Source organism: Saccharopolyspora sp. NPDC002376, from assembly GCF_053593195.1.
On record NZ_JBSFBZ010000001.1, the window covers coordinates 26,202 to 48,384 of the forward strand.

The 22,183-nt window shown below is 67.9% G+C and carries 25 protein-coding genes; 12 read left to right on the top strand and 13 right to left on the bottom strand.

The genetic code is table 11. The features are described from left to right. Positions 1–5: 5 nt before the first annotated feature. A complete protein-coding gene (locus ACWCO2_RS00135) occupies positions 6–632 on the bottom strand; it encodes a class I SAM-dependent methyltransferase (protein ID WP_450125474.1) in 627 nt (208 codons plus the stop codon). Positions 633–719: 87 nt separating this feature from the next. Here ACWCO2_RS00135 and ACWCO2_RS00140 point away from each other — a divergent pair, with 87 nt between their 5' ends. From ACWCO2_RS00140 to ACWCO2_RS00150, 3 genes are all read left to right on the top strand, one after another. Further along, positions 720–1,325, top strand: a complete 606-nt coding sequence (locus ACWCO2_RS00140; RefSeq protein ID WP_450125475.1) for a helix-turn-helix domain-containing protein — start codon at positions 720–722, stop codon at positions 1,323–1,325. A 138-nt stretch (positions 1,326–1,463) separates the two neighbouring features. Then, positions 1,464–2,588 (top strand): MFS transporter, encoded by a 1,125-nt coding sequence (locus ACWCO2_RS00145; RefSeq protein WP_450125476.1) that lies wholly within the window; start codon positions 1,464–1,466, stop codon positions 2,586–2,588. A 175-nt stretch (positions 2,589–2,763) separates the two neighbouring features. Further along, on the top strand, positions 2,764–3,537 hold the full coding sequence (locus ACWCO2_RS00150; protein WP_450125768.1) for an endonuclease I family protein: 774 nt from the start codon (positions 2,764–2,766) through the stop codon (positions 3,535–3,537). 54 nt (positions 3,538–3,591) lie between these two features. On the opposite strand, the gene ACWCO2_RS00155 is transcribed toward ACWCO2_RS00150, so the two are convergent. Beyond that, positions 3,592–4,434 carry an alpha/beta fold hydrolase gene (locus ACWCO2_RS00155; protein WP_450125477.1) on the bottom strand — a complete coding sequence of 281 codons (843 nt, stop codon included), beginning with the start codon at positions 4,432–4,434 and terminating at the stop codon, positions 3,592–3,594. Between the two features lie 51 nt (positions 4,435–4,485). Here ACWCO2_RS00155 and ACWCO2_RS00160 point away from each other — a divergent pair, with 51 nt between their 5' ends. Beyond that, on the top strand, positions 4,486–4,941 hold the full coding sequence (locus ACWCO2_RS00160) for a MarR family winged helix-turn-helix transcriptional regulator (RefSeq protein WP_450125478.1): 456 nt from the start codon (positions 4,486–4,488) through the stop codon (positions 4,939–4,941). Positions 4,942–4,945: 4 nt separating this feature from the next. On the opposite strand, the gene ACWCO2_RS00165 is transcribed toward ACWCO2_RS00160, so the two are convergent. The 3 genes from ACWCO2_RS00165 to ACWCO2_RS00175 form a co-directional block, all read right to left on the bottom strand. After that, positions 4,946–5,491, bottom strand: coding sequence for a PadR family transcriptional regulator (locus tag ACWCO2_RS00165; RefSeq protein ID WP_450125479.1), 546 nt, complete (start codon positions 5,489–5,491; stop codon positions 4,946–4,948). A gap of 63 nt (positions 5,492–5,554) precedes the next feature. Further along, positions 5,555–6,544, bottom strand: a complete 990-nt coding sequence (locus ACWCO2_RS00170; RefSeq protein ID WP_450125480.1) for an NAD(P)H-dependent flavin oxidoreductase — start codon at positions 6,542–6,544, stop codon at positions 5,555–5,557. Continuing rightward, positions 6,498–7,439: a transposase family protein gene (locus ACWCO2_RS00175; RefSeq protein ID WP_450125481.1), complete on the bottom strand. Its 942-nt coding sequence runs from the start codon at positions 7,437–7,439 to the stop codon at positions 6,498–6,500. Before ACWCO2_RS00175 ends, ACWCO2_RS00170 begins: the two co-directional genes overlap by 47 nt. A 127-nt stretch (positions 7,440–7,566) precedes the next feature. On the opposite strand from ACWCO2_RS00175, the gene ACWCO2_RS00180 reads away from it, so the two are divergent. Next, positions 7,567–7,908, top strand: coding sequence for a hypothetical protein (locus tag ACWCO2_RS00180; protein ID WP_450125482.1), 342 nt, complete (start codon positions 7,567–7,569; stop codon positions 7,906–7,908). Positions 7,909–7,944: 36 nt separating this feature from the next. Here ACWCO2_RS00180 and ACWCO2_RS00185 read toward each other — a convergent pair whose 3' ends face one another. From ACWCO2_RS00185 to ACWCO2_RS00205, 5 genes are all read right to left on the bottom strand, one after another. Beyond that, positions 7,945–9,744, bottom strand: a complete 1,800-nt coding sequence (locus ACWCO2_RS00185) for a LamG-like jellyroll fold domain-containing protein (RefSeq protein WP_450125483.1) — start codon at positions 9,742–9,744, stop codon at positions 7,945–7,947. 281 nt (positions 9,745–10,025) lie between these two features. Continuing rightward, the gene (locus tag ACWCO2_RS00190; protein ID WP_450125484.1) at positions 10,026–10,400 is read right to left on the bottom strand and encodes a glycine betaine ABC transporter substrate-binding protein; all 375 of its coding nucleotides are present in this window, start codon (positions 10,398–10,400) and stop codon (positions 10,026–10,028) included. Further along, a complete protein-coding gene (locus ACWCO2_RS00195; protein ID WP_450125485.1) occupies positions 10,322–11,071 on the bottom strand; it encodes a transposase family protein in 750 nt (249 codons plus the stop codon). Before ACWCO2_RS00195 ends, ACWCO2_RS00190 begins: the two co-directional genes overlap by 79 nt. Before the next feature lie 91 nt (positions 11,072–11,162). Continuing rightward, the gene (locus ACWCO2_RS00200; RefSeq protein WP_450125486.1) at positions 11,163–12,728 is read right to left on the bottom strand and encodes a long-chain-fatty-acid--CoA ligase; all 1,566 of its coding nucleotides are present in this window, start codon (positions 12,726–12,728) and stop codon (positions 11,163–11,165) included. A 76-nt stretch (positions 12,729–12,804) separates the two neighbouring features. Then, positions 12,805–13,431, bottom strand: coding sequence for a TetR/AcrR family transcriptional regulator (locus ACWCO2_RS00205; RefSeq protein WP_450125487.1), 627 nt, complete (start codon positions 13,429–13,431; stop codon positions 12,805–12,807). A gap of 163 nt (positions 13,432–13,594) precedes the next feature. Here ACWCO2_RS00205 and ACWCO2_RS00210 point away from each other — a divergent pair, with 163 nt between their 5' ends. From ACWCO2_RS00210 to ACWCO2_RS00225, 4 genes are all read left to right on the top strand, one after another. Continuing rightward, positions 13,595–14,794 (top strand): acyl-CoA dehydrogenase family protein, encoded by a 1,200-nt coding sequence (locus ACWCO2_RS00210; RefSeq protein ID WP_450125488.1) that lies wholly within the window; start codon positions 13,595–13,597, stop codon positions 14,792–14,794. 258 nt (positions 14,795–15,052) lie between these two features. After that, the gene (locus tag ACWCO2_RS00215) at positions 15,053–16,132 is read left to right on the top strand and encodes an acyl-CoA dehydrogenase family protein (RefSeq protein ID WP_450125489.1); all 1,080 of its coding nucleotides are present in this window, start codon (positions 15,053–15,055) and stop codon (positions 16,130–16,132) included. Positions 16,133–16,280: 148 nt separating this feature from the next. After that, positions 16,281–17,477 carry an MFS transporter gene (locus ACWCO2_RS00220; protein WP_450125490.1) on the top strand — a complete coding sequence of 399 codons (1,197 nt, stop codon included), beginning with the start codon at positions 16,281–16,283 and terminating at the stop codon, positions 17,475–17,477. 41 nt (positions 17,478–17,518) lie between these two features. Beyond that, positions 17,519–18,238, top strand: coding sequence for an HNH endonuclease family protein (locus tag ACWCO2_RS00225; protein ID WP_450125491.1), 720 nt, complete (start codon positions 17,519–17,521; stop codon positions 18,236–18,238). Here ACWCO2_RS00225 and ACWCO2_RS00230 read toward each other — a convergent pair. After that, positions 18,225–18,701 carry an EamA family transporter gene (locus tag ACWCO2_RS00230; protein WP_450125492.1) on the bottom strand — a complete coding sequence of 159 codons (477 nt, stop codon included), beginning with the start codon at positions 18,699–18,701 and terminating at the stop codon, positions 18,225–18,227. The genes ACWCO2_RS00225 and ACWCO2_RS00230 overlap by 14 nt on opposite strands. A gap of 224 nt (positions 18,702–18,925) precedes the next feature. On the opposite strand from ACWCO2_RS00230, the gene ACWCO2_RS00235 reads away from it, so the two are divergent. Together ACWCO2_RS00235 and ACWCO2_RS00240 are read left to right on the top strand one after the other, a co-directional pair. Next, positions 18,926–19,546, top strand: coding sequence for an L-threonylcarbamoyladenylate synthase (locus ACWCO2_RS00235; protein WP_450125493.1), 621 nt, complete (start codon positions 18,926–18,928; stop codon positions 19,544–19,546). Between the two features lie 352 nt (positions 19,547–19,898). Beyond that, complete coding sequence (locus tag ACWCO2_RS00240; protein ID WP_270950401.1) at positions 19,899–20,102, top strand: cold-shock protein; 204 nt, start codon at positions 19,899–19,901, stop codon at positions 20,100–20,102. Positions 20,103–20,306: 204 nt separating this feature from the next. Here ACWCO2_RS00240 and ACWCO2_RS00245 read toward each other — a convergent pair whose 3' ends face one another. Continuing rightward, a complete protein-coding gene (locus tag ACWCO2_RS00245; RefSeq protein WP_450125494.1) occupies positions 20,307–20,666 on the bottom strand; it encodes a hypothetical protein in 360 nt (119 codons plus the stop codon). A gap of 65 nt (positions 20,667–20,731) precedes the next feature. Then, positions 20,732–21,283 carry an FABP family protein gene (locus ACWCO2_RS00250; protein WP_450125495.1) on the bottom strand — a complete coding sequence of 184 codons (552 nt, stop codon included), beginning with the start codon at positions 21,281–21,283 and terminating at the stop codon, positions 20,732–20,734. Positions 21,284–21,389: 106 nt separating this feature from the next. On the opposite strand from ACWCO2_RS00250, the gene ACWCO2_RS00255 reads away from it, so the two are divergent. Then, positions 21,390–22,019, top strand: a complete 630-nt coding sequence (locus ACWCO2_RS00255; RefSeq protein WP_450125496.1) for a VOC family protein — start codon at positions 21,390–21,392, stop codon at positions 22,017–22,019. Positions 22,020–22,183: the final 164 nt, after the last annotated feature.

A 22,183-nucleotide genomic window follows, 5' to 3' on the forward strand; every position in this document is an offset into this window, starting at 1 on the left:
TCCGATCAGGCGGTGCGACGGATGAGCAGGACGTGGTCGACGACCTCGGCGGTGCGCCCGCCCGGGCCGGTCGCGATCCGGCGAGCTGCGTCAGCCCGGTCGATCACCCACGTTGTCGGATCCAGGGCGATGCCTGCGGCGACCTCTTGCGCGCTCGGGTACCGGACGTCGGGGTCCTGGTTCCACGACCACGGTGCGGTCGAACCGTGGTCGACGACCAGCAGTCGTCCGTGCGGACGCAGGGCGTGCGCGGCCGAGCGAAGGACGCTCGCGCGGTCCAGGGGCGCGGGGGTTTGCAGGTAGTGGGCGCAGATCAGGTCGAACTGGCCTTGCGGGAAGGACTCCTGCAAGTCGTGGCGCGCGGTGGTGACGCGTTCGGTCAGGCCGGATGAGCGGGCCAGGTCGGTGAGCCGCTCGACGGCCACGGCCGAGATGTCGGCGGCTGTGACGCGCCACCCCTGCCTGGCGAGCCACAGGGCGTCGCCACCGTCGCCGCACCCGAGGTCCAGCGCGTCGCCGGGCGGCAGGTCCGCGACTGCTTCGGTGAGGCGGACGTTCGGCTGCGGGTTGGTGGCTGGCATTCGGGCCGCGTGGACGCCGTCCCAGAACGCGATCGCATCGGTGGTGCTCATCAAGACTCCTTCTCCCGGTAGGCGCTCAGTCTTGCCTGGCTCGCCACCACCTGGCACGAGATCTTGCTGTTCCGGCAAGATGGCCCCGTGGACCGAGAAACGGACGACGTGCTCGACGCGGTGGGACCGCGACTGCGCGCGCTGCGTCGCGACCGCGGCATCACCCTCGCCGACCTCGCATCGAGGACCGGCGTTTCGGAGAGCACCCTGTCCCGGTTGGAGAGCGGGCAGCGCCGGGCGACCCTCGAGCTGCTGCTGCCGCTGGCCCGCACCTACGACGTTCCACTGGATGACCTCGTCGGCGCCCCGCGCACCGGGGATCCCCGCGTCCACCTCAAGCCGATCCACCGGTTCGGGATGACCTTCATACCGCTGTCCCGGCGGCCAGGCGGCGTGCAGGCGTTCAAGATGATCATCCCCGCCCGGCTCAAACCGCTCCAGCCGACGCCGCAGACCCACGACGGCTACGAATGGTTGTACGTGCTCAACGGACGCCTGCGGCTCGTGGTTGGCGAGCGCGATCTGACGTTGCCGCCCGGTGAGGCAGCCGAGTTCGACACGTCCTCGCCGCACTGGCTGGGCAGTGCCGACGGTGGCGTGGTCGAGCTCCTCATCCTGTTCGGCGTGCAAGGGACGCGCGCCCACGTGAGCGCCGAACCACATCGGGCGTCTCGCGGCGAGAACCAGCGTTGAGCTCTCGGCCCGGCAATGCGGTTGTGACGTGCGACGGGACCTTCTCGACTTCGCCCGGTGCGTTGTGATCCACTGCCCGGTGGATAGTTCGCTCGGCGAAAGGTCTAGGTCGATGGCTCGCATCGGGGCGACCGGGCGGTGAACTCCCGGATCGCGCTGTACGTCGGCGGTCTGCTGGGGCCGTTCGGCGGTGGTGTCGTGTCCGCGATGCTTCCGGAGCTGAGTAGGAGCTTCGGTGTCTCGGAGGGGGTCGCGGCCACATCGTTGACGGCCTACCTGCTGCCGTTCGCACTCGTCATGCTCGTGTCCGGCAGCCTCGGTGAGCGGTGGGGGCTGGCGCGCAGCATCCGGTTCGCCTACGTGGCCTACGCGCTGGCCGCGCTGCTCGCGGCGGTGGCGCCGTGGTTCTGGGCTTTCCAGGTCAGCCGGGCGCTGCAGGGTATCGCGAACGCCTTCACGACCCCGCTGCTGCTGGCCAAACTCGCTGGGGTGACGCCGAAGGACCGGCTCGGCCGGGCGTTGGGCACCTATGGTGCGATGCAGGCGATCGGCCAGACCACGGCCCCGCTGGTCGGCGGACTGGCCGCCGAAGGGGCTTGGCAGTGGGCGTTCGTCGGCTTGGCCGCGGTCGCAGCGGTGCTCGCGGTCGGCCCGCTGCCCGCCGACGAAGCGGACGGCGAGCGGCGAGAGCCGGCGAAGCTGCGAGATGCGTGGCGGTCGCCGGTGCTGCTGGCCGGTGGCGTGGCGTTCGTCGCCTGGGCGTCGCTGGCAGGGCTGCCGTTCCTGGTTTCCTTCCGCCTCGACGACGCGTTCTCGCTGAGCCCCGGGGCGCGGGGCCTGGTCCTGACCGGATTCGGGTTCGCCGGGGCGATCACAGCTCGCTTGACCGGTGGGGCGGTGGACCGGTTCGGGCCGCGCTCGATCATCGGTGTGGGGCTGCTGATCGCGGCTTTCGCAGTCGGGTCGATCGGGTTGGCCACCTGGCTGCCGGCGGTGGCCGTGGCGTGGGCGGTCAGCGGGATCTGCGCGCAGCTCGTGCTGGTGGGAATTCACGCGACGGTGCTCGTCGGCGGCGCCTCCGGAAGTGGCGGCATCATCTCGGTGGTCACCGCATTGCGCTTCCTCGGGATGTCCGCCTCACCAGCGATGTTCACCGAGATTTACCGGTATAGCGCGGCGCTGGGCTTCCTGGTGCCAGCGGTTTTGCTGGCACTGACAATTCCCGTTGTTCACGTTTGGTGGCCGCGCCGGGACCGCGCGTGACGGTGCGATCGCCTGACGTTTTCCCAGCAAGGGCGGTGTTCGGCGGATTCGGCGCAATCCGGCGTTCGCGAACTTGATCACTGTCCGACACCGAACTCCCCCAATTGGTTCGCCCAATGGTGATCGTCGGTGTGGCACGCTTCCCCCGGTTGCACACGGGGAGAGGACCATGCCGATGAAAACCACCCGATGGAAGCCATTATCCCTGTTATTAGGTATCGCCCTGGTGGTGATTCCGGTACCGGCGGCGGGTGCGTCCACCGCCGACGACTACTACCAGGACGCCGAGGGCAAGACCGGCCAAGAGCTCAAGACCGCGCTGCACGGGATCATCAGCAGCGGCACCACCACCCTGACCTACGACCAGGTGTGGGACGCGATCAAGGTCACCGACGAGGACCCGAACAACCCCGACAACGTCGTCCTGCTCTACACCGGGCGCTCGCAGGACAAGGACACCAACGGCGGTGACGCCGACAACTGGAACCGCGAGCACGTCTGGGCCAAGTCGCACGGCGACTTCGGCACCTCGCCCGGTCCCGGCACCGACGTCCACCACCTGCGCGCGACCGACGTCTCGGTCAACTCCGAGCGCGGCAACAAGGACTTCGACATGGGCGGCGAAGAGGTCGGCGAGGCGCCGGGCAACTTCACCGACGGCGACTCCTGGGAGCCGCGCGACGAGGTCAAGGGCGACGTCGCCCGGATGATCTTCTACATGTCGGTCCGCTACGACGGTGGCGACGGCTTCCCGGACCTCGAAGTCAACGACAACGTCGAAAACGGCAGCGCGCCCAACATCGGCCGGGTCTCGGTGCTCAAGCAGTGGAACGAGCAGGACCCGCCAGATGCCGGCGAGCAGCGCCGCAACCAGGTCATCTTCGACCAGTTCCAGCACAACCGGAACCCGTTCATCGACCACCCGGAGTGGGTTTCCGAGATCTGGTGACCCGAAGCGAGGGGGCATCCGCGACGGTGTTCGCGGGTGCCCCCTCCTCGTTCGTCAGCTCAGGAAGTCGGTCAGCGCGGCGTTGAGGTGCTCGGCGTTGTGCCCGGGGATCGAGTGGTGGCTGACGTTCGGCAGCAACCCGGTCCGGACATCGGGAACCGTGCGCTGCGCCTCGGTGATGAGGCGGCTGACGTCGTGGGCCTTGGACTTCTCCGCAGCCAGGACGAGCGTCGACACCGACAACCGGGTGGGATCGGGTTTGGGGCCGGTGATCACCTTCGCGCGAGGGAACGTCGCCGCGCGAGCCAGCAGCTCCAGCTGGGCGGCGTCGATGCCGGCGCCACCGGTTTCCCAGCGCAGAAACTTGCGCGTTCGCTGCGGATTCGGGAGCAGCAGCATCGGCAAGGCGCGCAGCAGGTACTTCCGGTTCCACCCGGTGAAGCAGTCGGTCGGATCCAGCAGCGCGAGGCGGCGCACGTGAGGTGAGTGAACCGCGTAGTGCAGCGCGATCCAAGCGCCGTAGGAGTGCCCGCACAGGTCCGCGGATTCCAGGTCGAGCTGGTCGAACACGTCGTCCAACCAGGACATGAGGCCGTCGATATCCTGCACCGGCTCGCCATCGGCGACGCTGCGCCCGGCCTCCCCGAGCAGGTCGACGGCGTAGATGCGGTGCGTCTTGCCGAGCGCTTCGACGTTGGCCGCCCAGATCGCCGAAGTCGCACCTCCGCCCGGCAGCAGCACCAGGGGAATTCCGTCAGCCTTGCCGCAGACGTGGACGCGAGTGGTTCCTCGGGCGGAGGCGAGGTCACGTGCTTCGAACGGGATCGGCCACTGCGCGAGTGCGGTGTCGTAGGCGGTGAAGAAGTCCGCGGCGTCCTGCGGGTTCTGGAAACCCATGTTCACCTCACTCGTCGAGTATCTCGATGGTCGAGAGATTAACATGGTGTGGTGCGAGACGAACTGGAACTGGTCCACCTGCTGCGAGCGGTCACCGTCGAACTGGACTTGCTGGGTGCGGAGTTCGCCGGTGCCAACCAGCTGCACCCCACCGACCTGCGCGCGCTGATCGCGCTGCTGGACGCGCGCCGCTCCGATGAGCCAGCGACGCCGGGGAAGCTGGGGGAGTGGCTCGGCTTGAACTCCGCAGCGGTCACCGCCCTGGTCGACCGACTCGAAAGTCGCGGCCACGTCCGACGGGAGAAGGATCCGGCAGACCGGCGGCGGGTGCGGCTGGTCGTGGCGGAGCAGGCCGTCGAACTGGGGTGGTCGTTCTTCGGTCCGCTCATCGACGAGGTGGTCGGGAAGATGCGCACCTACAGCGAGGCCGACCGAGCCGCGATCCGCCGCTTCCTGCATGACATGAGCGGATTGGTCGCCGAACAGCGCCGGGCGCAGCAGGAATGACCGATCATCCGGCGGTGTCGGCCTCGAACGCGGCGATGACCTCGTCGCACCAGTCGACCATCGACTGCTCGGTGCGGATTCCACCGCGCAGCACCAGGAACTGGTGCAGGGGCTGGCCGGACAGTCGCGTCCGGTCTGGGAAGTCGCGCTGCTCGATGGTCTGGTAGACCGCCTGGCGTTCGGCGTGCAGGGTGCGGTGGCGGCGGACCTCGGCGAGGACCTGGTCGATCTCGCCGTAGGAGGCGCCGCGGATCTTCACCGACAGCTCGTTGCGCACCGTCGGCGGGTCGGCCGGTTCGGCGAGCCAGCGGGCCAGTTCGGCAGTGCCGGAATTGCTGACCCGGTAGACCGTCTTGTCCGGCCGCTTCTCCTGCGCCACCTCATCACCGGAGACCCAGCCGAGCTCCACCATCCGCTTCAGGCTCCGGTAGATCTGCTGGTGGCTGGCGCCCCAGAAGTACCCGATCGATTTGTCGAACCGTCGGGCCAACTCGTACCCGGATCCCGCGCGTTCCTGCAACGACACCAGGATCGCGTACTCCAACGACACCGCGCACTCCTCAGCTCAGGTGGCACTGCTGGTGCCGACGATAGTCCGCAGTGGACGCCCGGATCACGCGTTCGGGCCGAGCAGGCTCCCGAGTCGGCCGCGGATCAGTTCGGTCGCCTCGCCCACGATGCGCTGCACCAGTTCGTCGACGGCGGGGACGTCGTCGATCAGGCCCTGCACCATGCCGACGCTCCAGATGCCCAGCTCGGTGTCGCCCTGCTCGTAGACCTGCCGCCCGCGCGCCCCGGCCACCAGCTCGCGCACGTCCTCGAAGGCGCCGTCGGCGTCCAGTCGGGACACCACCTCGCGGCTCACGGAGTTGCTGGCCACGCGGGCGGTGTTGCGCAGCGGCCGGAAGATCAGCTCGGTGTCCAGTTCGCTGGCCTCTGCGATCTGCTTCTTGACCTGGTCGTGGATCGGCGACTCGGCGGTGCACATGAACCGGGTGCCCATGTTGATGCCGTCGGCGCCCAGCGCGAGCGCGGCGACCAGGCCGCGGGCGTCGGCGAACCCGCCGGAGGCGATGATCGGGATACTCAGCTCGTCGGCGGCCCGGGGGATGAGGACCAGTCCGGGCACGTCGTCCTCGCCCGGGTGTCCGGCGCACTCGAAGCCGTCGATGCTGACCGCGTCGACGCCGAGCTGCTGGGCCTTGAGTGCGTGTCGGATGCTGGTGCACTTGTGCAGGACCTTCACCCCGGCCGGTTTGAAGGCGACGACCTGCTCGGCCGGGTTGGCGCCGGCGGTCTCCACGATCTTGATACCGGACTCGATGATGGCCTGCCGGTACTCCGCGTAGGGCGGCGGTGTGATGGTCGGCAGGATCGTGATGTTGACGCCGAAGGGCTTGTCGGTCAGCTCGCGGCAGCGCGCGATCTCCTTGGCCAGGTCCTCGGGGGTGGGCTGGGTCAACGCGGTGATCATCCCCAACGCCCCGGCCTCGGCGACGGCGGCGACGAGCTCGGCCCGCCCGACCCACTGCATCCCGCCTTGCACGATGGGGTGCTCAACACCGAACTCCTCGGTGAACCTGGTCCGAATCGCGCTGCCCATGACTCGCCTCCCGAAGTGCGCTGCTCACGATCAACCTACTATGCACAAAGTTGCAATGCAACAAGTTGCATACTCCGCCGACGGGAGGGCAGTGGTCAATTTCGCGAGAATTTGACCGGTGAGGGCCGGGATGGTGTGCCAGGGCAGGGCATCGAGCTGGTGGTAGAGGTGGATGTTGTTGGTCTTGACGGTGCAGATGTAGGTCGCCCCGTGTTCGTGCAGGTAGTCGGCAAACGGGCGGGTCGTGTGCAGGGCGTCGGCGGTGACGATTTATCCCGGCTAGGTTCATGTCGTCGAGCAGGGCTAAGACGGTGCCTCGTTCGTCCTTGCCGGCTGGTATGTGTTTCTGGCCCGTGATGACACCGGTGCGGTGGCTTAACGCCGCGGTGAGGCGGACGCCGTGGGTTTCTCCGGTGCGGGGATAGGTGCCACGCAGGGATTTCCCGTCGACCGCGATCACTTCCGGGCCCACGTCCTCACCGGCGGTATTGCCGGGATGGGCGGCCAGCCAGGCGCAGACGGCCGTATCGAGACTGTCACCGTCCACCATGGACAACACCCGCCGGATCGTGGCCTCATCCGGGACCTGGAACCCGCCCCGCGGGTCACGGCGCACGCCGAGACGTTCGAGCGCATCAGCGGGGGCATCGGCGGCCCATTCGGCGATCGCGGTGAACGTCTTCACTCCCGTGGCCACCGCCGATGCGGCGATACCCAGGATCGACACCAGCGAATGCCGCACCCCCCGACGACACCGCGGATCAACCACCCCTGCGAAACATTCCCGCAGGTCGAACAGCCGATCCGGGGCCTTACCCGAGTCCGGGACCTCCAGGGACAACAGGGCCAGGTGTCTGGCGACATCAGCAGGCAGGCAGGATGGACCAGCGGGCACGGCTCACTCACTCGATCACGTGGACTAGACACTCACATGATCAACAAGAGCCGTGCCCGCCCTCTATCCAGGGCCCATACGACTTTGCCGGAACCCTGGGGAGCTCGGGTCAGCGATGGAGATACTGATGGTCGCGCTGGGGCCGAGTGGTGCGGCGACGGCGATGGCCAGCCGAAGCTCTGGCGACCGCCCGCGCCGCCGGAGCAGTCGGCAACGTGCTGGCGCGGGCGGACTCCGCGTACTACGGGGGTGCGGTGATCAGCGCGGCATGCCGCGCCGGGGCACGGTTCTCGGTGACCGTGACAATGAATTCGGCAAACCGGCCGCGATCGGCACCATCGCCGAGGACGCCTGGATACCGGCGCGCTACCCGGAGGTGGCCGAAGATCCCGATACCCCGGAGAAACCCGGTGAGCTGATCTCCGACGCCGAGACCGCCTACACCGCCTTCGCGAGCCGGAAGCACTAGGTACCGCGTGCTTCGCGGCAGCTCTTTCTTGGGGCGTCAGTCGAGCATGAAGTCGCTCACTGGGAGCGGGCGGGCGACTACGCGGACGTCTCCGATCCAGCCGTGGAAGCCTTGTTCTACTGTCCGGTTGTAGGCGTATCCGCCGAGCAGCCAGCTACTGCCTGGATTGGCGAGGCCGGTCGCGGCAGTCCTCGGGTTCCGGACGACCGGGCAGCCGTCCACGTACATGGTGGTGTGCGTGCGGTCGTTGACCACGGCGACGTGCCACCACTTGTCCAGCTGCAGTTCGTGGCTCCAGTTCGTGCTGATGCCGTTCATGTTGAGCGTGAATGCCGCCCACTGGAACGCGGCGCCGTCGGAGAGGGACAACGTGACCGCCGGTTCGCTCGGATCGTCGCCGGTCTTGCCTGCGTCTGCGCCGGTGCCCAATCGCGAGAAGACGCTGCACCAGGCGTGGTTGCCGTCCTTGAAGTCCGGTGGCAGCTTGACGAACGCCTCAACGGTGTAGCCCTGGGCGAAGTCCATCGCGTTCAACGGCGCGGAGTCGACGGTCTGCAGGTACGAGCCGCGGGGCGGGTTCTTGGCCCCGGCGAACCGCAGGCTGGCGTGGCCTGGTTGCCGCCTGTCGAAGTCTGCGGAGTACGTCAGCGAGCCACCGCCGAGTGTCATGAGCTTCAGGTCGTTGCCCTGACCGGAGAGATCTCGCACGGACTCGACCTCGGTGCCGGCGGCAGCGTTGTCAAAACGCCAGTACGCAACTGTTCCCGGCAGCAAAATGTCGCGCACCGGTCGCGGCGCGGGCACGGGGACCGGTGCGAAGCCGGCGAAGCGCTGCTCAAAGTTGATCGGAACGCTGAAGTAGTCCACCTCGCCGGTGCGCTCGATTTCCTGGCGTTCCAGCTCGTTGAGGTCCGGGGCTTTCGCCAGCAGCCACGGAGAGACTGTGTGCACGTCGATGACACCGCGCGCCAGGTCGAACCGGTACAACCGGATCATCGCGCTGCCGCCGTAGTAGCGGTCCTGGTAATTGGTGATGTGCAGGTGCACGTCATTGCCGGCCTTGTTGCGGAGTACCGTGCGGCCGGAAGGCCAGAAATGACCGTTGAGGGTCAGGAAGATCTGGTCGTTGTCGGCCACCAGGTCGCGCCAGACGCGCTGGCCGAACTCGGACAGTTGCGCCTGCCCGTCTGCTTCGGCGTACACCATCTCGTGGATCGTCAGGATCACCGGCAGGTCCGGATGTTGGTTGATGACCGAGTTGGCCCAGGCGATGCCATCTGCCGACGGCCGCCAGTCCAGCGCCAGCAACAGCCATTGCCGGCCACCGCCGCGGAAGATGTGATAGCTGTTGTATCCGTCTTTGCTCGAGCCTTGGTAGGCCGGGGATTTCGCGGCTCGTTTCGGACCGAAGGCGCTGAGAAAGGGTGTCGGCCCGCGTTGGTCGTCGGTGGACGAGTCGATGTCGTGGTTGCCGGCAATCACGCTGTATGGGAACCGGCGCCGGTCGAGCGCCTCGAAGGAGCGGCTGATCTGCGCGAGCTCGCCCGGCTGGCCGTTCTCGGTCAGGTCGCCGAGGTGCGTGAGGAACACGATGTTCTCGTCCGCCTCCAGCACGTACCGCAGCGAGGCGTCGAGCGGGGCAGAGTCGCCGCGATCGGCGTCGAACAGGTACTGGGTGTCCGGCATGACAGCCACGGTGAACCGCGGGTTTTCCGGATCGATCCGCCCACCCTGGGCGGCCGCGGCGCCTGATGCGCCGACCAGGTTCGAGCTGGCGAGCCCGGCACCGAGCATTCCGGTGCCGAGCAAGAAAGTACGCCGATTAGCGTTCATCATGGCGCGAACGGTATATGGCTAATGTGGACAGTGCCGGAACGGATGGTGAACTTTCGCCGCAGGTCACCAACGGGATTCTTGCCTCGATGACCAACGCTTTCGTCAGCGCACTTCCTGTCGGCCGCGATGTTACAGCAGAGTGAGGCCCGCGTGCATTCTGTAAGTGCTCCGGGCAAGGCTGTACACGGACCATCAGCGGGAAGTGGAAAGTGGTGGTGCGAAGAAGGAGTCCCGGTGGGGTCCTGGGGAATGGCTCACCCACCGGGAAACTCGACCGGATTCTATGCGGGCAGGTTCGCGTGGCGGAGCCACTCGCGGGCGACTGTCTTGGGGTTTTCCCGTTCTGTCACAACGCGTCGGATCATGCTTCGGATCTGGTCTGTGGTGAGTTGCGCGGAGATCGCGTTGAGCGTTTCCGCGACGTGCGGGGTCACCTTGCTGCTGTTGGCCTGTGGGAGGATGTTCTCCGGGAGGAATAGCTCTTGGTCGTCCTGGAGGATCACGAGGTCGTGGTCGCTGATCGCCGGATCTGTGCTGAATAGGTCGGCGACGTCGACCTGCCCGTTGGTCAGCGCGCTTACGGTGAGAGGTCCACCGGAGTCCAGCGGCGCAAAGCTCTTGAAGTGCAGTCCGTAGAGCTTTTTCCAGGCCGACAACCCCGTTTTGCCGCGTGAGGCCACGATCTCGCAGTTCGGCTGTTGACGGCGACTGCGGGTTCGTCGAAGACCGGTAAGGACCGGGGAGTGCTGAAGCCGAGCGCGTGGTATCCGCGGTCCCGGCCGGCGAAGTCGTTGGCGGGGCGGGCCAGGAGTTCGGCGGGCGACGCGACCTGGACGGGAAATCCCTGCGCGGCAACTACCTCAGGCCCGGCGTCGGCCTCGCCGCCCGGGTGTGCACGCAGCCAGACGCTGATCGCCGAATCCAGGTTGTCGCCGTCCAGCCGGGTCAGGACCCGCCGGATCGTGGCCTCGTCGGGCACCTGTAACCCACCGGTGCGGGGCTGGCGGCGCACGCCCAGCAGGGCGAGAACCTGCTGTGGTGCATCAGCGGCCCACTCGGCGATCGCGGTGAACGATCGAGCCCCGGCGGCCACGGCCACGGCCGCGATACCCAGGATCGATACCAGCGAGTGCCACACGCCCCGCCGATCCCACGGATCATCCACGTCAGCAATGCATCCCCGTAGATCAGCCAGCTCGTCAGCGGCCAGTTCCCGGTCAGAATCACCACCGGAAAGCGGGGCCAGACGATCGAGAACACCGGGACTCGGGCAGGACGGGGCAGCGGGCACGGCTCTCTCACATGACCATGGGACGTAGACACTCACATGATCAACAAGAACCGTGCCCGTCCTTCATCGGGGCGAACCGACTTTGCCGGGGCCCTGCGGTCTCCGGGTGACGCGGTGCGGGGGTTGGTTACTCCTCGACGGGGAGTTGGCCTGCTGCGTGTTCGGTGCGCAGTTGGGTTTTGAGGACTTTGCCGCTGGGGTTGCGGGGTAGCTCGGCGATGATGGCGATCCGGCGGGGGCGCTTGTAGCCGGCCAGCCGTTCGCGGCACCAGGCCGAGATTTCGTCGAGGGACGGGGGATTCGCGGGGTCGCGTGGGCTGATGACCGCCAGCGGGGCTTCGCCCCAGCGATCGTCCGGAACGCCGATCAGGGCGACTTCGGCGACCTCGGGGTGGGCTGCGAGGACGTCCTCGACCTCGGCGCAGTAGATGTTCTCGCCGCCGGAGATGATCATGTCCTTCTTGCGGTCCACCACGTAGAGGTAGCCGTCTTCGTCCTGGCGCACCAGGTCACCGGAGTGGAACCAGCCGCCGCGGAACGCCTCGGCGGTCTCGTCCGGCTTGCCCCAGTACTCCCGCATCACCGTCGGACCCCGGTAGACGATCTCGCCGACCTCTCCCGGTGGCACGTCGTTCATTTCGTCGTCGACGATCCGCACCTCGACGTTGATCATCGGTGTGCCCACGGAACCGATCTTGTGCAGCGCGTCCTCGGCGCGCAGGACGGTGGTCACCGGACAGCACTCGGTCTGCCCGAACGCGGTGGTGATGTCAGTGTCCGGGAACTTCTCGAACATCGACCGCAGCAGCGTGGTCGATGCGGGCGCTGCACCCCAGGTGATCCGCCGCAGCGCGGAGAGATCGTGGTCAGCGAAGTCGGGAAGGTTGCAGATCGCCTGCCACTGCGCGGGAACCAGGAAGCAGGTGGTGATCCGCTCCCGGGCCATCAGCTCGACGATCTCCGCCGGATCGAACCGCCCCGACGCGGTGAGCACGATCCGGCCGCCTTGCAGCAGGTAGGGGAGCATCCCGGACACCCCGGCGATGTGGAACAGCGGCACTCCGACCAGCCAGACCTGGTCCTCGTCGGTGATGCCGTGGTGCACCATCGAGCTGAACGTGTGCATCAGCAGGTTGTGGTGGGTCAGCACCGCGCCTTTGGGGCGACCGGTGGTTCCGGAGGTGTACATGATGAACGCCGGGGACTGCTCGTCCACGGTGATCTCAACGTGCTCTGGCGAAGCCGCGGCCAGCGCCGATTCGTAATCGCCGGAGTCTCCGATGACCAGGCGAAAGTCCACATTGGACGCGGATTCCCTCGCCTTGTCCAGGGTTTCAACGAAGAGCTCGTCGACGATCGCGGCGCGGGCCCCGCTGTCGGTCAAGGCGTAGGCGACCTCGTCGGCGACCAGCCGGAAGTTGATCGGCACGCAGATCGCGCCCAGCCGGGCCACGGCGAGGTAGGACTCGACGATCTCCAGCCCGTTGCGGCCGAGCACCGCCACGCGGTCACCCGGCTCGATACCGCGAGCGGCCAGCGCGTTGGCCAGCCGGGTGACGCGTTCGTCCAGTTCGCGGTAGGTGCGGCCGGTGCCTGCGAAGCGCAGTGCGATCTCGTCTGGGATCTGGCGGGCGTGACGGGCGAGTTGGTCGCTGCTGGTCATGCCTCGGCCGGACTGCGCGAATGCTGGCATCGCTACCTCGTCGGTGAGGGTGATGTGACGCGCCTCATACTGCGTCGGCCGAACGCTGGCGGTCAACAGCAGTCGGTCAGGCGTCGAACAGCAGTCGCCGGGTGATGGACTTCCAGACCTCCAGGTGCGCGGACCTGGAGGGGGAGCGGTCTTCGAAGGCGTAGGCCAGCGCTGCGCCGCGCATGCTGGTGAACAGCATCTCGCGCAGCTGCGGGTACACCGGGTGGTCGCACACCGACGGGCCCCAGATCCGGTCGGACACCGATCGGATCGCCCGGCGCAGCCGCCGTTCCTCCGGGCGGAGTGCCGCGCTGAGCGCCGGATTGGTTCGGGCGGCGGTCCACAGCTCCATCGCGGCCCAGAAGTGCGGTTCGTGGAAGGTCTCCCACAGCAGGTCGATGCAGCGGTCGACGCGTCGGGGTCCTTCGGGCATGTCCGCGAGCTGTTCGGCGACCCGCTGCTCGGTCTGCACCAGCCGGTCCCGGGTCAGGTGTTGCGCGGCGGCGACCAGCAGTTCGTCGCGGGATGGGAAGTGGTGCAGCAGTCGACCCCGGGAGACCCCGGCCTTGGCCTGGATGGCCAGCGTGGAAGCGCCCGCGTAGCCGTGCTCGACCAGGCAGGCGACGGCGGCTTCGAGGATCAGCGTGCGGCTGTCGGCTGCTCGTTCCTGCCGGGTGCGCTGGTCGTTCCGGGTCTGGTCCACGCGAGCAGGGTACCGCCGACCGGGAACATCCACAGTGGACTTGATCGGATGTGGAGTACGGGCCGCTGCTGCATTTGACGGGTGTTCGTAGCGCGTCCGATCAGTTACAGTCAGCGTTGACTGATCGGGTTGCTGCCGCGCCGTCGGGCCGGAGGGAGACCACATGAGCGTCGACGAGTTCCGCGCCGGTGCGCGGGAATTCCTGGCCCGCAACGCACCCGGGCCGCTCGCGGAGCTGGAACCCGCCGAGCAGCTGCGGACCGCGAAGCGGTTCCAGGCCGCCGCCTACGACGCGGGGCTGATCGGCATCACCTGGCCGGCCGAGTACGGCGGTCGCGGGCTCACCGCCGCTGAACAGCAGGCCTACAACGAAGAAGCGGTGCACTACGACCTGCCCAGCGCGCCGTTCATGGTCGGCATGGGCATGTGCGGACCTACCCTGCTGGACCTGGGCAGCTACGAGCAGAAGACCCGCTACCTGCCGCCGCTGCTGCGCGGCGACGAGATCTGGTGCCAGCTGTTCTCCGAGCCCGGCGCCGGTTCGGACGTGGCCAGCCTGCAGACCCGCGCGGTGCGCGACGGCGACTCCTGGGTGATCAACGGCCAGAAGGTGTGGACCTCCGGGGCGCAGTTCTCCGACTTCGGCGCGCTGCTGGCCCGCACGGACCCGGACGTGCCGAAGCACCGCGGCATCAGCATGTTCGTCGTGGACATGCGCAGCCCAGGCGTGACCGTCCGGCCGCTGCGGGACATGACCGGACGTGCTCCGTTCAACGAGGTCTACTTCGACGACGTGCGCATCCCGGCCGACGCGGTGATCAGCGAGGTCGGCGGCGGTTGGCTGGCCGCGGTCACCATGCTCGGCCACGAGCGGATCTCCATCGGCGGCTCGGTCCGGCGCGGCAGCGACCCCCTGGCCTACGACAACCTGGTCGAGCTCGCCCGTCGGCACAACCGCACGGACGACCCGGTGGTGCGCGATCGGCTCGCCGAGATGTATGCGCACGAACGGGCTTTGGCGCTGTTCAACACCAAGCTGCGGCAGGAGGCCGCGGCCGGTTCGCCGCCTGGAGCACGCGGGTCGGTCGCCAAACTCGCCGGTGCCGAGCTGCTGTGGCGCGCCGTGGACACCGCTGGACTCATCGCCGGATCGGCGCTGACCTCTTGGGAGGACGGCGACTCGGCGGCCGAGGAAATGGCCATCGCCATCAACGGCACCCCGGCGATGAGCATCGCCGGCGGGTCCAACCAGGTGCAGCGCAACATCATCGGGGAACGGATCCTCGGTCTGCCCAAGGAGCCCCAGGTAGACCGCGACGTCCCCTTCCGCGAGCTGAAGGTCGGCACCCAGCGGACCCCGTGACCCCTCGGAGCCTGTCGGCGAATGCCGTCCGTGCCTGTGGAGCTGCTTGCATCCGCCAACGCGGGTCGACCACCGGCGGGTTCTGAGCGGTTTCCTGGAGAGGACGGCCCCTCCGCCGTGTATTGGTCATACATGAGGAGGGGCACCCGCAGTCCGGGGAAGCGCTCAGGTTCCGCTAGACGACCACCCACCCAGACTATTCACCAACAGGCTCTCACTGCGAGAAGAGTTCGCCTGAAGTCCACTGAGGAGTGTGCGATGCAGCTGGTGCTGGACCCGGAGCAGCAGGAACTGCGGTCCGCGGTGCGGAAGTTCCTCGCGGAGCACGCGCCGTCGCAGCGGGTGCGGGAACTGGCGGACGGCGACGGCCACGACGCCCAGCTGTGGCAGCGGCTGTCGACCGAGCTGGGACTGACCGGGCTCGTGGTGCCGGAGGAGCACGGCGGTTCCGGAGCCGGTCATGTGGAGCGGGCAGTGGTGTTCGAAGAACTGGGTCGGGCGCTGGCCCCGGTGCCGTTCCTGGCCTCCGCGGTGCTGGCCACCGATGTGCTGCTCGCGCTGGACGATGAGGCAGCCCGAGCGGAACTGCTGCCCGCGATGGTGTCCGGTGAGCTGATCGCGGCGGTGGCGTGGGACCAGGAGTCGGTGCCGACCGCGACGCAACGCGATGGCGGGTGGGTGCTGGACGGTCGCGCGCAGCGCGTGGTTTCCGGCGACATCGCGGATGTCGTGCTGGTGCAGGCCACGACCGGGCAGGGAACCGCGTGGTTCCGCGCGCGTGCCGAGCACATCGCGAAAACCCTGCTGCGCACGCTGGATCCGACGCGTCGCTTGACGAAATTGGACTTCGCGGCCACTCCGGCTGAACTCCTGTCGTCGTCAGACCCGGATGCGGTGCGCGTTCGGGTTCGGGATCTCGCTGCGGTGGCGCTGTCCGCGGAGCAGCTCGGCGGCATGGCGCGGGTGCTGGAGATGACCGCCGAATACACCAAGGTCCGGGTGCAGTTCGGCCGCACCATCGGCTCCTACCAAGGAGTCAAGCACCGGCTGGCCGACATGCACAGCGCACTCGAGCAGGCCAGTGCAGCGGTGCGCTACGCGGCGTGGACGGCAGACTCCGACCCGGAAGAACTCCCGCTCGCCGCAGCGCTGGTGCAGGTCCTCGTCTCACCCGCCAACTTCCAAGCGGCGGCCGACACCGTCCAACTCCACGGCGGCATCGGCTACACCTGGGAGCACGACGCGCACCTCTACTACAAGCGCGCCAAGACCTCGCAACTCCTGCTGGGCACCCCGGACGAGAACCGCGCTCGCCTCGCCGACCTGCTCCAGATCTGACCGCAGTATCGGGCGTAGCTGACAATTGTCCTTGCGCAGCGGGTGAAATCCGGGCGTAAGTGACGGATCTCTCGCTGGGAGTGCCGGAAACTCTGCCAAGCTGGATGGGCTCGGAACTCGGGCTCGCGCGGCGAGGAGTGAACGGCAATTGCAGGCGGACGAACGCCCCTTCGAACTGAGAACCGTTGCGCTCGCGGCATTCGGACCGACCCTGCTGTTCGCCATCGGCGAGGGCGCCATCATCCCGATGATCCCGCTGATCGCCGCCGACCAGGGCGCGAACCTCGGGGTGCTCGGGCTGATCGCGGCGATGCTGATGGTCGGCGAGCTGATCGGCGACGTACCCAGCGGAGTGCTCGTGCACCGGCTCGGTGAGCGCACCGCGATGATCGGTGCCGCGATCGTCTCGGTGCTGGGACTGCTCGGCTGCTACTTCTCGACGGATCCGTGGGCGCTCGGCGCGTGCGTGTTCGTCGTCGGCCTGGCCACAGCGGTTTTCGCGCTGGCCAGACACGCGTTCATCACCACCACCGTCCCGCTGCGTTACCGGGCGAGGGCGTTGAGCGTGCTCGGCGGGTTGTTCCGGGCGGGCTACTTCATCGGCCCGTTCCTCTCGGCGCTCGTGCTGCTGGCGACTCCGGACAAACGCGCGGTCTTCTTGCTGCACATCGGATTCGCCGCGGCTGCGATCATCCTGCTGCTGTGCACGAAGGACCTCGGCACGGCGGAGGAGGACAGCGCCGAGCAGTCGCACCAAGGTCTGGTCACCACGCTGGTGCAGCACCGGGGTGTGCTGTTGCGGATGGGAACCTGCGCGGCGCTGATCGGCGGACTGCGCGCGTCGCGGATGGTCGTGCTGCCGTTGGTTGCGGTGGCCGCCGAGCTACCGCCATCGACGACAGCCCTGATCATCGGCATCGCCGGCGGGGTCGACTTCGCGCTGTCCTACAGCTCCGGCCAGATCATGGACCGGTTCGGCCGGATCTGGGCGGCGGTGCCGTCGATGATCGGCTTGGCGGTGGGGCACCTCCTGCTGTTCGTCGTGACCGATGTGCCGACTTTCGCTGCCGTCGCAGTGCTGTTGGCGCTGGCGAACGGAACCAGCGCCGGAATCCTGATGACACTTGGCGCCGACCTCGCACCGCAGTCAGGTCCGGCGCCGTTCCTCGGAGCTTGGCGCTTCACCGCCGATTTCGGGCAGGCGGTCGGACCGGTCACCATCTCCGGCCTGACCGCACTGCTGGGCGTCGGCTTGGCCGGAGCGGGCATGGGAGTGCTCGGCCTGCTCGGTGCCGGGCTGCTGATGCGCTACGTGCCCCGGTACGTCCCGCGGGGGAGCGGCTGAACACCCGTGCGCTAGGCCACATTCCCCGCGTGGCGGAGTGAATGACCACCACCCCGGATGATCGAATGACCGCGGAGCTGTCGTCGAACCGGGAGAAGGCCATGAGCGGGGCTGTTGCGAAGAAATCGGCGTGGACGTCGGTCGTGGCGGCCGTGCTGCTCGTCCTGATGTGGGTGCTGTTCGAGTCCGACTTATTCGACGCGCGCGGCAGCAGCCAGCCCACCGGCGCCGCCGCCGACCAGCTCGAGCAGCTGAAGGTCGCCCCGGCCGGATCGATGGACGGTTACTCGCGCGAGCGCTTCAAGCACTGGACGTCGAAGCCGGAAGCCGGGACGAACTGCAACACCCGGGAAGCGGTGCTGGTCCGCGATGGCGAGGAGGTGGAGACCAACAACGCCTGCGAGTCGGTCTCCGGCAGCTGGACCTCGGTGTACACCGGCGAGAAGCTGGCCAAGCCCTCGGACATCGACATCGACCACATGGTCCCGCTGGCCAACGCCTGGCGCAGCGGTGCGAACGAGTGGGACGACGCGCGTCGCGAGCAGTTCGCCAACGACATGGACCTGCCGCAGCTGGTCGCGGTCGACTCCAGCTCCAACCGCAGCAAGGGCGACCAGGACCCGTCGACGTGGAAGCCGACGGCGGAGAAGGCCTGGTGCGACTACGCGACGAAGTGGGTGACGGTCAAGAACGGCTACGGCCTGACCGTGACCGAAGAGGAGAAGCAGGCTCTCAAGGAAATGCTCGCTACCTGCTCCTGACCTCGCGGACGCCGGCGACGACCACGACGCTGCCGAGGATGAGCACGCAGCCGACGAGTTGGAGCGGCGTCGGACGTTCGACGAGCACCACGGCGCCGAGAACGAGGGCACCGACCGGTGTCAGCAGGAGCAGGATCGCGCCGACCTGGCTGGACAGGTGCGGAAGGCACACTGCCACCAGCAGCCAACCCAGAACTTGTCCGCACACCGCGACCAGCAGCAGCCAGCCGGCTGCCGCCCAGCCGGGGAACAGGTCGATGCCGGTCCACATCGCTCTCAGCGCCGCCGACACCAACGCGGCCGACACCATCATCGCCAGGTAGGACCGCACGGTCTGACCACGGCGTCCCGAACGGCGCAGCAGGAACAGGAATCCCGAGTAGCAGAGCGCGGCGAGTGCCGCGTGAATCGTTCCTCCCAGCGCGATGAGTCGGTCTGGCGCTCGGTGGGTGGTTGTTGGCATGGATCAACCGGGGCAACTTTCAACGGAGTGCTCGCAAGCGACCTCTTCGTCGGGCGGTCGTGCGGAGGACGGTAGAACCAACTCCGCTGGAACCGCCAGCCATTTGAAAGACGCGCATGTCCGGATCCGAGCTGGTATGCACCCGCAGACCGGGCGGACGCTGAGGTTCCGCCACCCGCACCGCAATGCGGGGTGAGCCCGGAGGCAGGCTTTAAGCTCGGGGCATGGCGAAGTACTTCGACGTGCACCCGGAAAACCCGCAGAAGCGTTCCATCGGGCAGGTGGTAGACATCCTGCGCGAGGACGGGTTGATCGCCTATCCGACGGACTCCTGCTTCGCCCTCGGGGCGCAGTTGGGGAACAAGGAGGGCATGGAGCGGATCCGCTCCATCCGGCACCTCGACGATCGGCACCACTTCACCTTGGTGTGCCAGAACTTCGCTCAGCTGGGCCAGTTCGTGATCATCAACAACGCGGTGTTCCGCGCCATCAAGGCGTCCACGCCGGGCAGCTACACCTTCATCCTGCCCGCCACCAAGGAAGTGCCGCGCCGGCTGCTGCACCCGAAGAAGAAGACCGTCGGCGTGCGCATCCCGAACCACGTCGTGGTTCAGTCGCTGCTGGCCGAGCTCGGGGAACCGATGCTGTCCAGCACGCTGCTGCTGCCCGGAGAGGAGGAGCCGATGACCCAGGGCTGGCAGATCAAGGACGAGCTGGACCACGTGCTGGACGCGGTGATCGACTCCGGCGACTGCGGCACCGAGCCGACCACGGTCGTCGACTTCTCGGGTCCCGAACCCGAGGTCGTCCGCTACGGCGCGGGCGATCCGTCCCGCTTCGAATGATCAGTGCACCGGTTTCGCCAAGAGCTGAACACCCGCCGTTCACCCGATAGGCGGTCGATGAGACCAGTTCCGACTCGGGGGCGCGGGGAAACCCGAGGTCGCCGACGGATGGGGGTTGTTGTCGGCTGCGACACGCTGGTGGAGCGGTAGGGGCGCGATCTTGCTGGACCGTGTAGTGTCGGCACTGGTCGTATTTTTCTGGGGTCGTGTTCGCGCACACTCGCAGGATGGTGATGCGAGCGTGCTGCTATCTGGTTGTAGCTGGAGTAGTCGCCGTTCGAGATCCGCGACCCAGGTGGTCACGCAGTGTGATTGCCTGATGTAGTACCGGCTCCCAGAAGGAGAGAAGAGCATGGCACAGGGAACCGTGAAGTGGTTCAACTCGGAGAAGGGCTTCGGCTTCATCGCTCCGGACGACGGTGGCCCGGACGTGTTCGTCCACTACTCGGCCATTGACTCGCGTGGCTTCCGCACCCTCGAAGAGGACCAGAAGGTCACCTACGAGGTCAGCCAGGGCCCGAAGGGTCCGCAGGCCGCGGACGTCCGCACGGTCTGAGAACGGTGAGCCAGCTCGTTCCGCTACCACGGCACGGGCCAGCTTGACCGCTAGTCGATGAAAGCCCCGCACTTCGGTGCGGGGCTTTCTCACGTTTTGACTGTGGTGGCTGGGTTGCGGGCGGTGCCAGTGGCGGAACCTCAGCGCCCGCCTGGACTGCAGGTGCCCTGGGTTAAACGCCTGCGGCGTTTCAAAGGCAGAAGATCAAGACTCTGGCAGGGGCGGCGTTCTGCACCCGCTCGCGGCCGGTGTCGGTGATGCGGATGATCGCGGCGCGGCGGTCGTCTGGGGCCGGGCGCGCTCGGCCAGGCCAGCGGAGGTGAGGTGTTGCACCATGCGGGCCATCGACTGGGGCGTGACCCGTTCGGCGACGGCCAGCCCGCTGGTGGTGGCGGGCCCGTCGCGCTCCAAGCGGCCGAGCACTGCCATGCGGCCGAGGGTGAGCTCGCCGGGGTCGCGCTCGGAACGTAGCCGCCGGGCCAGCCGCATCACGCTGGTGCGCACTTCGGCGGCTGCGTTGGCGACGCCGGCGGTGTCCTCAGCGGCAGGGTCGTCGCGGCTCATGTGTTCAGCATAGCTGTCTTTGTTATCGATGCGAACGACCGTCTTCGTGTGCTCGCTCGTTGCTGTTACCGGACGCGGTGCAGGCGCGCGGCCACGTGCGGCGTCATGGTCACGCCGACCATCGCGCGGTGCTCGGCGTAGTCGAGAACGTCGTCCTCGCTGAGCGTGTAGCTGCGCTGCGCGGCTTGGACGTCCTTGGCGGTCTTGGTCCGGACGACGGAGTCGGTGGCCAGCTCCCAGCCCCGGTCCGCCGCTTCGCCGTAGAACAGCTCCTGGATCCCAGTGCAGTGGGACAGCAGCAGCTCCAGGGTTCCGTCGGGTTGCGGGCGCCACCATCCCGTCTCCCACGCGGCCGGGCGGAGCACCGCGCCGTCGGCGTCGAGCAGCCAGGCGCGCGCTTCGTGGCGCAGGAACGGTCGTCCGTCGTGGGAGATCGTGAGCTGCTGGCCGAACCGGTACGGCCCGTCGATCGTCGGGTAGTCGACCTCGCCGCGGCCGCGCCATACGCCGACCAGGGCGCGCAGCGGCTGGCACGCGTCGTGCAGCGGTGGGCCGGTGGTCAGGTCCGCGGTGTCGGCAGGGATGGGCAGTGCGGTGAGGTCGTCAGGGGAACCCATACGTGGCAGCGTAGGCGGTGCCCGGGTTCGCCGGGTCGATCCCCGGAGGCGTTGATCTTCCCGGCGCCGGGTGGTGGGATCGGGAACCGGTCTTCGGGAGGTGCGGATGACGAACGTCGAGGCGCGACTGGACCACCTGGTGTACGGGGTGCCGGACCTGCTCGCCGGAGTGCGGGCGGTCGCGGACCTGCTCGGCGTCGCCCCGGTGCCAGGCGGTCTCCATCCGGCCAACGGCACGCAGAACTACCTCGTCGGTCTCGGCGGCCGGGCCTACCTGGAGATCATCGGCCCGGACCCCGAGGCGACGCGGCCGCCGACCGTGTTCGGCCTGGCCACGCTGACCGTCCCGCGCCTGGTGACCTGGGCGATCAGCACCACTGACCTGGATCGCGCGGTGGCTGACGCGCGCGCAGCCGGTCACGATCCGGGTGACGCCGAGTCGATGTCTCGGCGCACGCCGAGCGGAGAGCTGCTGGAGTGGCGGCTGGCCAAGCGCGAACCGCGGCCGCGCGACGGACTCGTGCCGTTCCTCATCGATTGGGGCAGTGCGCCGCACCCGGCGGAGTCCGGACTGCCGGAGGTTCGGTTGCTCTCGCTGCGCGCTGAGCACCCGGATCCCGAAACCGTTCGAGTGGACCTGCGTGCCGTGGGTGCACACCTGGACCTCACTCGTTCGGATGCCCCGGCGCTACGCGCCGAAATCGAAGGCCCCGGCGGTCGCGTCGAACTGCGCTGACCGTCCGGTGCGCCGGCGTCGCCCTACCGCGTGGTAGTCCTCTGTAGACGGTTGCGTTGCGTGTTCGGCCTTGTGCGGGGCGGTGTGGTCGGGCGTTTTACCAGGCGTTATCGTCGTGGCAACGGCGCTGCCATCCGGCGGGTTGAGCATCTGGGTGAACCTGT

Coding starts and splice junctions, on each gene's coding strand:
- ACWCO2_RS00135 (WP_450125474.1), bottom strand. CDS start 632: ATGAGCACCACCGATGCGATCGCGTTCTGGGACGGCGTCCACGCGGCC.
- ACWCO2_RS00185 (WP_450125483.1), bottom strand. CDS start 9,744: ATGATGAACGCTAATCGGCGTACTTTCTTGCTCGGCACCGGAATGCTC.
- ACWCO2_RS00200 (WP_450125486.1), bottom strand. CDS start 12,728: ATGCCAGCATTCGCGCAGTCCGGCCGAGGCATGACCAGCAGCGACCAA.
- ACWCO2_RS00245 (WP_450125494.1), bottom strand. CDS start 20,666: ATGAGCCGCGACGACCCTGCCGCTGAGGACACCGCCGGCGTCGCCAAC.
- ACWCO2_RS00215 (WP_450125489.1), top strand. CDS start 15,053: ATGCAGCTGGTGCTGGACCCGGAGCAGCAGGAACTGCGGTCCGCGGTG.
- ACWCO2_RS00150 (WP_450125768.1), top strand. CDS start 2,764: ATGAAAACCACCCGATGGAAGCCATTATCCCTGTTATTAGGTATCGCC.
- ACWCO2_RS00255 (WP_450125496.1), top strand. CDS start 21,390: ATGACGAACGTCGAGGCGCGACTGGACCACCTGGTGTACGGGGTGCCG.
- ACWCO2_RS00250 (WP_450125495.1), bottom strand. CDS start 21,283: ATGGGTTCCCCTGACGACCTCACCGCACTGCCCATCCCTGCCGACACC.
- ACWCO2_RS00170 (WP_450125480.1), bottom strand. CDS start 6,544: ATGGGCAGCGCGATTCGGACCAGGTTCACCGAGGAGTTCGGTGTTGAG.
- ACWCO2_RS00230 (WP_450125492.1), bottom strand. CDS start 18,701: ATGCCAACAACCACCCACCGAGCGCCAGACCGACTCATCGCGCTGGGA.
- ACWCO2_RS00235 (WP_450125493.1), top strand. CDS start 18,926: ATGGCGAAGTACTTCGACGTGCACCCGGAAAACCCGCAGAAGCGTTCC.
- ACWCO2_RS00225 (WP_450125491.1), top strand. CDS start 17,519: ATGACCACCACCCCGGATGATCGAATGACCGCGGAGCTGTCGTCGAAC.
- ACWCO2_RS00155 (WP_450125477.1), bottom strand. CDS start 4,434: ATGGGTTTCCAGAACCCGCAGGACGCCGCGGACTTCTTCACCGCCTAC.
- ACWCO2_RS00210 (WP_450125488.1), top strand. CDS start 13,595: ATGAGCGTCGACGAGTTCCGCGCCGGTGCGCGGGAATTCCTGGCCCGC.
- ACWCO2_RS00240 (WP_270950401.1), top strand. CDS start 19,899: ATGGCACAGGGAACCGTGAAGTGGTTCAACTCGGAGAAGGGCTTCGGC.
- ACWCO2_RS00180 (WP_450125482.1), top strand. CDS start 7,567: ATGGTCGCGCTGGGGCCGAGTGGTGCGGCGACGGCGATGGCCAGCCGA.